Below are 8,804 nucleotides of genomic sequence, written 5' to 3' on the forward strand. Positions count from 1 at the left end.
GCCGCTGCTCCAAAGGATCGGCGAGGCTTCGCCACTTGCGTTATGTCGGGCGTACGAACGCTTCCCGGTCCCGCTCGCATTCCGCCCGGCAGAAGCATTCATCGACGTGGTCGTTGACGAGGCCCTTCGACTGCATGAAGGCGTGGGCCGTCGTCGGGCCGACGAAGGTAAAGCCTCTCGCCTTCAGCGCTTTCGACAGGCGCTTCGAGGCCGGCGTTTCCGGGTTCGCGCGCACCCATGCGGCGTCGATGCGATCCGGCCGCTCTCCGGGCGGCGGCTCGAAGCTCCAGAGGAAAGCCGCGAAGGACTCGCCCCGCTCGCGCATCGCGAGCAGGCACCTCGCATTGTTGATCGCCGACTCGATCTTGCCCCGGTGGCGCACGATGCCGGGGTCGGCGAGGAGACGCTCGACGTCAGCTTCGCCGAACCGTGCCAGCCGCTCGGGATCGAAGCCGGCGAACCCGGCGCGGAAGGCCTCGCGTTTCCGGAGGATCGTCGACCAAGAGAGCCCGGCCTGGAAACCTTCGAGGCAGAGCTTCTCGAACAGTCGCGTCTCGTCGGCGTCCGGCCGGCCCCATTCCTCGTCGTGATAGCACGTGTAGGCGGCGTCCGCGCCGTGCCAGCCGCAGCGCGTCCGCGCGTCTTCCACACCTGCCATCGCGATCCCCGCCGACTCGGCAACCAAGCGGCAACCATACCGGAGGCTTTGCGAAGATGGTTGACGGAATGCGGCGGCGATTCACGTTTCCCTCGCGAATTCGGCGCAATTTCGGGTCCGTCCGGGCGGCGCCCGGCGCGCTGCCGAAGGAGCCGTTCCCCCATGCCGAGCCATCGCCTTGCCGCGCGCGTCCTTGCGGGCGCGAGCCTCGTCGCCGTCGTGCTTCTCGGCGCCGCCGCGCCGGGCGCGGCGCGCGACCGCGGCGGCAACTATCCGCCGGTGCAGGTCGCGCCGGACCTCGAGCGCGAATGGCTCTTGCAGGTGTCGCCCGGCAGCGGCGCGGTCGCGGGCTACCGGCGGCCCGATCTCGCGACCCGGGTCTCGAACCCGCAGACGCGCACCTATCCCGGCTATGCCGCGGCGGTTCCGGGCGTGCAGCCGGGTTACGCTGCCCCGGCCGGCATGGCCGCGCCGGCGGCGACGGCGACCCGCCGCTACGCCTATACGGCCGGCGCGGCCCGCCCGGCGGAACCCCGGGTGACCGGCGGCCTGTTCGGCCGGCTGCAGAACCCGCCTGCGGCGCGCCAGACCCAGCCGCGCGGGCTCGATCCCGCCTTCCTGCCGCAGGAGGTCGACTACCGGACCGCCGAGAAACCCGGCACGCTGGTGATCGATACGAACGCGAAGTTCCTCTACCTCGTCGGCGCGGACGGTCGCGCCCGCCGTTACGGCGTCGGCGTCGGCAAGCCGGGCTTCGAATGGGCCGGCCGGCATCAGGTCACCCGCAAGAGCGAGTGGCCGACCTGGACGCCACCGGAGCAGATGCGCGAGCGCGAACGCGTCAAGGGCCGCATCCTGCCGGTTTCGATGCAGGGCGGGCCGGAAAACCCGCTCGGCGCGCGGGCCATGTATCTCGGCTCGACGCTCTACCGCATCCACGGCACCAACCAGCCCTGGACCATCGGCAAGGCGGTGTCGTCCGGCTGCATCCGCATGCGCAACGAAGACGTGACCGACCTCTACGAGCGCGTGCCGGTCGGGACGAGCGTCGTCGTGCTCTGAGCGCAACAGAGCAGAGGTAAAATCGCGTTCCGGTCTTCACGCTTCGAGGAGCCGGGGCGCCTCGGCACCGGCGTCGCTTGCCAGCGGCGTCGGCAGAGCCAAACGATAAGGCATCGCGGGCCGGCCGCTTTTGGAGCCGCCCGCCAGTTCGCGTGACGATACGAGAGGGGACAATCGCTATGAAGACGAAGGGGCTGATCGCGCTCGCGCTCGCCGCCGGCATCGGGCTGCCCTCGCTGGCGGTCCCGGCCGCCGCGCAGGACGAGGACATGCGCTACAACTATTCCACCAACCGGTGGGAGCCCGCCGCCGCGGCGCAGCGCCGCCAGATGTCGGCGATGATGCGCAAGCCCGCCGCGCAGTTCCAGCGGAAGGAGGTGGGGATCGACACGGCCGAGGAGCCGGGCACGATCATCATCGATTCGCAGAAGCACTACCTCTACTACGTCGAGGGCCGCGGCCGCGCGACGCGCTACGGGGTCGGCGTCGGCCGCGAAGGCTTCGGCTGGGCTGGCACCGCGAAGGTCGGCCGCAAGGCGGAATGGCCGGACTGGTATCCGCCGAAGGAGATGATCGTCCGCGAGCGCATCGAGAACAAGCGCGAGATCCCGGCCTATATGCCGGGCGGCCCGCAGAATCCGCTCGGGGCCGCGGCGCTCTACCTCTACAAGGACGGCCGCGACACGATGTTCCGCATCCACGGTACCAACCAGCCCTGGACCATCGGGCAGAGCATGTCGTCCGGCTGCATCCGCATGATGAACCAGGACGTGCAGGACCTCTACGAGCGCGCGGGCGCGGGCACGAAGGTCGTGGTGATCGGCGCGAACGGCGACGGCCGGCGCGAGGTCTACGCGGAAAGCGGCCCGCTCGGCAGCGGCCGGCGGATCCTCGACGCCATCTTCGGCGGCTGAGGTCGTCTTCGGCTTCGAAAGGCGGCGTCCGGGACCGGGCGCCGCCTTCGCTATTCCGCCGCGACTGGCGCCATCTCGCGACTCCTGAGCGCGTCCGGTCGCGGCCCGCCATAGGCCCAGTCCAGGAGCTGCACGGTGTGGAGGATGGGCGTCCTCGTTGCCGAGCCGATCTGCGCGATGCAGCCGATATTGCCGGTGGCGATGCAGTCCGGCCGGACGCTCTCGATGTTGCGCACCTTGCGGTCGCGGAGCTTGACGGAAATCTCCGGCTGCAGGATGTTGTAGGTGCCGGCCGAGCCGCAGCAGAGATGGCCTTCCGGCACGTCGCGGACGGTGAACCCGGCGTTCGACAGCAGCGCCTTCGGCTCCTTCGTCACCCGCTGGCCATGCTGCAGCGAGCAGGCCGAATGGTAGGCGACCGCGAGCGGCGGCCGGGCAGCAGGCTCCGGCAGGTCGAGCGTCGCTAGGAACTCCGTCACGTCCACCGCCAGCGCCGAAACGCGCGCCGCCTTCTCGGCATAGGCGGGGTCGAGGCGCAGCATGTGGCCGTAGTCCTTCACCGTCGTGCCGCAACCGGACGCGGTGACGAGGATCGCGTCGAGGCCGCCGTCGGCGTCGATCAGCCTTTCCCACGCGTCGATGTTGCGGCGCGCGAAGCCTAGGGCCTCGTCCTCGCGGCCCATGTGGTGGACCAGTGCGCCGCAGCAGCCTTCGCCGGGCGCGGGGACCACGGCGACGCCGAGGCGGGCGAGAAGCCGCCGGGCGCTGGCGTTGATCGCCGGATCGAGTACGCTCTGCGCGCAGCCGGCGAGGATCGCGACGCGCCGCTTAGCGCCAGGTAAGGGAGCGCCCGCCGAGGCGTCCGGCTTCGGCAGCCGCGCCGGGGCGAGGCGCAGCATCGCGGCCAGCGGCCGGAGCGGTCGGACGTTGTCGAGGACCGGCGCCATCGGGCGAGCCAGCCGCGCCAGCGCGAGACTGGCACGGAAGCGCGCCGGATGGGGCAGCACCTTCGCCAGCGCGAGTCGGATGAGCCGATCGGCGAGGGGGCGGCGGTAGGTGCGCTGGATATGCGCCCGCGCCTGATCGACGAGGTGCATGTAGTTCACGCCGGACGGGCAGGTCGTCATGCAGGCCAGGCACGACAGGCAGCGGTCGACATGCGTCGCCACCGTCCGATCCGCCGGTCGACCGCTCTCCAGCATGTTCTTGATCAGGTAGATGCGCCCGCGGGGTGAATCGAGCTCGTTGCCGAGCGTCACGTAGGTCGGGCAGGTCGCCGTGCAGAAGCCGCAGCGCACGCATTTGCGGATGATGCTTTCCGAATGCGCGATGTTCGGGTCGGCGAGGCTATGGTCCGTGAAATTCGTCTGCATCGCATCCGGTCGCGTCGGTTCATCCCGCCTGCCGCACGCTCCGGCGGGTCGAACCACCGAGAAAGCGCGGTTTAACAGGCTTTACCCGCGGACGGGTACTTCTCCAGGCAAGATAGGCCGTTACATCCATACGCAAAAGCAGTGAGAGTTCACGGGAGCGACCATGGCGAAGTTGGACAGGGACGAGGAGGTTCGGCGCCGCGCGTATTTCCTTTGGGAGAAGGCCGGGCGGCCGAGCGGGATGGAACACCATTTCTGGGCCGAGGCGGCGCGCGAGATCGAAGGCGAGGAGCAGGAGGAACAGCGCGAGCCCCGCTCGATCGCCCGCTGAGCGCCGACTGGTCAAGATCGGCCGTGGGGCGAAGGGCGGTCAGCCCTTCGCGATCTCGTCGAACCGCTTCATCGTGGCGATGAAGTCCGGCATCCATTCGAGCGGCAGCATGTTCGGCCCGTCGCTCGGCGCCTTGTCCGGGTCGTCGTGCGCCTCCACGAACAGGGCGGCGACGCCGACGGCTACCGCCGCGCGGGCGAGAACCGGTGCATACTGCCGCTGCCCGCCCGAAGAACCACCCTGTCCGCCCGGCTGCTGCACGGAGTGGGTGGCGTCGAACACCACCGGATAGCCGGTCTCCGCCATGATCGGCAGCGCGCGGAAATCCGTCACCAGCGTGTTGTAGCCAAAGGACGCGCCGCGCTCGCACAGCATGACGCGCTCGTTGCCCGAGCCGGAAAGCTTCGCCGCGACGTTCGCCATGTCCCAGGGCGCGAGGAACTGCCCCTTCTTGACGTTGACCGCCCGACCCGTCCGGGCGGCGGCGACGAGGAGGTCGGTCTGGCGCGACAGGAAGGCCGGGATCTGCAGGATGTCGACGGCCTCGGCCGCGGCCTCGGCCTGCGGGATGTCGTGGATGTCGGTCAGCACCGGGCAGTCGAAGCGGTCGCGAACGGCTTCGAGGATGCGCAGGCCTTCGTCGATGCCGATGCCGCGACGCCCGGACAGCGAGGTGCGGTTCGCCTTGTCGTAGGACGCCTTGAACACGAAGGGCACGTCGGCCTCACGCGCGAGGGTCGCCAGCCGGTCGGCGATCATGAAGGCGTGGTCGCGCGTCTCGATCTGGCAGGGCCCCGAGATCAGCACGAAGGGCAGGCGGTTGCCGAAGCGCACGCCGCCGACCGCGAAGTCCTTCTGCGTCACCGTCGCTTCCATCGCATCCTCCTTCGCTGTTCTTCGAGGCTTCGGCTATCGCCTCGGCCCGGCGACCGCAAGACGATGCCGTGGATAGTTCGAGATGCGGCCGCGCGACGGATTGACGATCTACCGCAGGTGGCGCGACCTGATGTCGTAGCGATCGACCAGCGGTGAGACGATATGCGAGTCGTATGGGGCGCGGCGGTGCTTTGCCTGACCTTGGCGGGCAGCGCGGGCGCGAGGCCGGCCGAGATCACCTGGGACTGGTACCGGAACGCCGAAACCTATCTGCGCTACGCGCATCCAGACCCGGCGATGGCGACGAAGTACTTCCGCCTCGCGGCCGAAGCCGGCAACGACGCCGCGCAATACAAGCTCGGCGAGCATTATCTCAACGGCATCGGCGTTGCGGCCGACCCGGTTCAGGCCTGCGCGTGGTTCGACAAGGCCGCTTCGGCCGGTAACAGGTACGCGGCGGTCAAGCTCGGCGAATGCTTCCAGAAGGGCGTCGGGCTCGCGCGCGATCCGGTCGCCGCGGTGAAGTGGTACGAGGTGGCCATCGCGAAGGGCAACCCCTACGGCTCGCACATGCTCGGAATGATGCTGGCGGACGGCGACGGCGTGCCGAAGGACGAGAAACGGGCGCGCGACTGCCTGGAACTGTCGGTCCGGGAGACCGGCGACCCTTGGGCGAAATGGCGGCTCGCCCGCCTGATCGGGCCGCGCGAACCGGACCGCGCCCGTCGCCTGTTCGCCGAGGCGGCGGCGCAAGGCAACATCGAGTCCTGGCTGGCGCTGAACCCGGATTGACGATTCAGGCTTCGAAAGCGCTCGGACAGATGTCGTTAAGCGTGCAGCGGGCGCAGGCCGGGCGGCGGTGGAAGCAGACCTTCTGGCCGTGCAGCATCAGGATCTCGTGGTTGTCGTATAGCTTCTGCGCGCTCCAGTCGGCGGGAAGTTGCGCGCGAAGGATCGGGTGCGAAGGGCCGACATCGATGCTGGGGCCGATCAGGCCGAGGCGCTGCGCGACGCGGTGGTGGTGGCTGTCAACCGGCAGCGCCGGCATGCGCAGCACGGAGAAGGACAAGACCGCCGCGCTGGTCTTCGGCCCGACGCCGGAAATCTCCTGCAGCCAGAGGCGCGCCTCCTCGACCGGCATCTCGCCCAGAAAATCCAGCGAGAGCTCGCCGCGCCGGACCTTCACTTCTCGCAGAATCTCCTGGATGCGCGGCGCTTTCAGTTCCGGCCAGCGGACGCCGTGGATCGCCGCCTCGATCTCGGCGACGGGTGCCTCGAGCATGTCCTCCCAGTCCGGGAAGCGGGCGTGCAGCGCCTTGAAGGCGCGGCCGGAGTCGGCATTCTTCGTCCGGTGTGACAGGAGCGAGGAGACGAGTTCGCTCACCGGATCGAGCGAATGGAAGTAGGGGATCGGGCAGTCGTAGACCGCGCAAAGCCGCTTGTGGATTTCGAGCGCCTTCGCCTTCAGTTCCGGCGAGGCCGGAGCGGCGGCCGGCGCTTTGGGTCGTGCGCGGCGCGGGCGGGGCTGGTCGAGGCTCGGGCTTTGCGGATGCGGTGCGCTCATGCAGCCCGAATCCGCGACGATTCCAGCGAGTTCCGCCACCGCGGCGCCCCGCGACGAAATGTGCCCGGAGCGGTGCCAACGAGCGCTCGCCTGCGCCGGAGGTGAAAAGGGATCGCGGCCGGAAGAGCGAGTCATTATGCTCGGCTTCGGCTCCTTGCACCGGGGCCGATGTCGATTCGTGAGCTGAGGGGAGACAGCCTTGCGCCCATACGAAGTCCACGACCCGCGCTTCGAGGTGCTGGTGATCGGCCACGCCAAGCTGGAACAGCTCTGGACCGGCGCGCGCTGGGCGGAAGGACCGGTCTACGTGCCAGCGGCCAAGTCCGTCGTCTGGTCGGATATCCCGAACGACCGGCTCCTCAGGCTCGACACGGAGAGCAACGCGGTTTCCGTGTTCGAGCATCCCTGCGGGTTCCACAACGGCCATACGATCGACCGTGAAGGCCGGATCATCGCTTGCGAGCACGCCGGTCGGCGCATCTCGCGGCTCGACCACGACGGCGTCTGGCGGCCGCTGGTCGAGCGGTTCGAGGGCAAACGCTTCAACTCGCCGAACGACGCGACCGTCCATTCCGACGGCTCGATCTGGTTCACGGATCCCGCCTACGGCATCGACACGCACTACGAAGGGCACAAGGGCGAGTCCGAGCTCGGCGTCTGCGCCGTCTACCGCCTCGACCCGGCAAGCGGCGAGGTGGCCCGGGTGATCGACGACATGGTGCGGCCGAACGGCATCTGCTTCTCGCCGGACGAGCGCATTCTCTACGTCGCGGACACCGGCCGCACGCACGAGCCGGACTGCCCGATCGCGATCCGCGCCTACGACATCGGCGCGGACGGCCGCCCGGCGAACGGCCGGGTCTTCGCCAGCCGCGAGGAAGGGCTCTACGACGGCTTCCGCGTCGACCAGGGCGGCAACGTCTGGACCTCGGCCGGCAAGACGGTCGCGGTGCATGCGCCGGACGGCACGCATATCGGCACGATCCCGCTGCCGGAGATGGTGTCGAACCTCTGCTTCGGCGGAAAGAAGCGCAACCGCCTGTTCATCACGGCGCAGACCTCGCTCTATTCGCTCTACGTCAACGCCCACCCCGCCGGCTGGCAGGGCTGACGCGGCCGTTTTACGGGGGAGAGGCATGACCAAGGGTATCGCCGTCGTGACGGGGGCCGGCAGCGGCATCGGCCGTGCCGTCGCAGAAGCGCTGGCCGCGGACGGCTGGAGCCTCGCGCTCGCCGGCCGCCGCCGGGAGCCGCTGGACGAGACGGCGGCGCAGTTCGCCGCGCCGGCGTCGGCGCTCGTCGTCCCGACCGACGTGTCCAACGAGGCGGCCGTCGATCGGCTGTTCGAGGCGGTGGCGGAGCGTTTCGGGCGGGTCGACCTCCTGTTCAACAATGCCGGCGTCGGCGCGCCGCCGGTGCCGATGGACGAGTTGCCGGTGGCCGACTGGACCGCCGCCGTCGCCGCCAACCTCACCGGCGTGTTCCTGTGCATGCGCGCCGCCTTCCGGCAGATGAAGCGGCAGGACCCGCGCGGCGGCCGGATCATCAACAACGGCTCGATCTCGGCGGCGGTCCCGCGGCCGAACTCCGCGCCCTATACGGCGACGAAGCACGGCGTCCTCGGCCTGACTAGGTCCGGCGCGCTCGACGGGCGGGCGCACGGCATCGCGGTCGGGCAGATCGACATCGGCAACGCGGCGAGCGCGATGACCAGCCGGATGGCGGCGGGCGTCCTGCAGGCGAACGGCACGACGGCGCCGGAACCGACGATCGACGTCGCGCATGTCGCGCGCACCGTCGCCCACATGGCGGCGCTGCCGCTCGAAGTGAACATCCTCACCACGACCGTCATGGCGACCGCCATGCCGTTCGTCGGCCGCGGCTGATGGACCGCGACGCGGTCGCGGCGATCGCTGGGCGCATTCGCGTTCGCGATTATACAGTCGGCATCATCGGGCTCGGCTATGTCGGTATTCCGCTGGCGCTGACCGCCTGCCGTGCCGGCTTCCGGGTGATCGGTTTCGAC

General features: G+C 69.6%; 10 protein-coding genes. 6 read left to right on the forward strand and 4 right to left on the reverse strand.

Features of this window, described 5'->3' with window-relative positions; translation table 11 throughout:
• Nucleotides 1-40 precede the first annotated feature (40 nt).
• Nucleotides 41-658 (reverse strand): DNA-3-methyladenine glycosylase I, encoded by a 618-nt coding sequence (locus F6X38_RS22745; RefSeq protein ID WP_150973945.1) that lies wholly within the window; start codon nucleotides 656-658, stop codon nucleotides 41-43.
• 162 nt (nucleotides 659-820) lie between these two features.
• Between F6X38_RS22745 and F6X38_RS22750 the strand changes: the two genes are divergently transcribed.
• Nucleotides 821-1,720, forward strand: coding sequence for a L,D-transpeptidase (locus F6X38_RS22750; RefSeq protein ID WP_150973947.1), 900 nt, complete (start codon nucleotides 821-823; stop codon nucleotides 1,718-1,720).
• 179 nt (nucleotides 1,721-1,899) lie between these two features.
• Complete coding sequence (locus F6X38_RS22755; protein WP_150973949.1) at nucleotides 1,900-2,634, forward strand: L,D-transpeptidase; 735 nt, start codon at nucleotides 1,900-1,902, stop codon at nucleotides 2,632-2,634.
• A gap of 50 nt (nucleotides 2,635-2,684) precedes the next feature.
• On the opposite strand, the gene glcF is transcribed toward F6X38_RS22755, so the two are convergent.
• Nucleotides 2,685-4,007: a glycolate oxidase subunit GlcF gene (gene glcF / locus F6X38_RS22760; protein WP_150973951.1), complete on the reverse strand. Its 1,323-nt coding sequence runs from the start codon at nucleotides 4,005-4,007 to the stop codon at nucleotides 2,685-2,687.
• A gap of 163 nt (nucleotides 4,008-4,170) precedes the next feature.
• Between glcF and F6X38_RS22765 the strand changes: the two genes are divergently transcribed.
• Entirely contained in the window at nucleotides 4,171-4,338 is a 168-nt protein-coding gene (locus tag F6X38_RS22765) for a DUF2934 domain-containing protein (protein WP_150973953.1), read from the forward strand.
• Between the two features lie 39 nt (nucleotides 4,339-4,377).
• On the opposite strand, the gene kdsA is transcribed toward F6X38_RS22765, so the two are convergent.
• Nucleotides 4,378-5,214 carry a 3-deoxy-8-phosphooctulonate synthase gene (gene kdsA, locus F6X38_RS22770; protein WP_150973955.1) on the reverse strand — a complete coding sequence of 279 codons (837 nt, stop codon included), beginning with the start codon at nucleotides 5,212-5,214 and terminating at the stop codon, nucleotides 4,378-4,380.
• Nucleotides 5,215-5,376: 162 nt separating this feature from the next.
• Between kdsA and F6X38_RS22775 the strand changes: the two genes are divergently transcribed.
• Nucleotides 5,377-6,006 carry a tetratricopeptide repeat protein gene (locus F6X38_RS22775; protein ID WP_150973957.1) on the forward strand — a complete coding sequence of 210 codons (630 nt, stop codon included), beginning with the start codon at nucleotides 5,377-5,379 and terminating at the stop codon, nucleotides 6,004-6,006.
• Between the two features lie 4 nt (nucleotides 6,007-6,010).
• Here F6X38_RS22775 and F6X38_RS22780 read toward each other — a convergent pair whose 3' ends face one another.
• Nucleotides 6,011-6,778 carry an endonuclease III domain-containing protein gene (locus F6X38_RS22780; protein WP_150973959.1) on the reverse strand — a complete coding sequence of 256 codons (768 nt, stop codon included), beginning with the start codon at nucleotides 6,776-6,778 and terminating at the stop codon, nucleotides 6,011-6,013.
• 199 nt (nucleotides 6,779-6,977) lie between these two features.
• Between F6X38_RS22780 and F6X38_RS22785 the strand changes: the two genes are divergently transcribed.
• Together F6X38_RS22785 and F6X38_RS22790 are read left to right on the forward strand one after the other, a co-directional pair.
• Nucleotides 6,978-7,889 (forward strand): SMP-30/gluconolactonase/LRE family protein, encoded by a 912-nt coding sequence (locus F6X38_RS22785; RefSeq protein ID WP_150973961.1) that lies wholly within the window; start codon nucleotides 6,978-6,980, stop codon nucleotides 7,887-7,889.
• Nucleotides 7,890-7,914: 25 nt separating this feature from the next.
• Entirely contained in the window at nucleotides 7,915-8,664 is a 750-nt protein-coding gene (locus F6X38_RS22790) for an SDR family oxidoreductase (RefSeq protein WP_150973962.1), read from the forward strand.
• Nucleotides 8,665-8,804 lie beyond the last annotated feature (140 nt).

The organism is Plantimonas leprariae (assembly GCF_008802405.1).
In the GTDB taxonomy this organism is placed as follows: Bacteria; Pseudomonadota; Alphaproteobacteria; order Rhizobiales; family Rhizobiaceae; genus Plantimonas; species Plantimonas leprariae.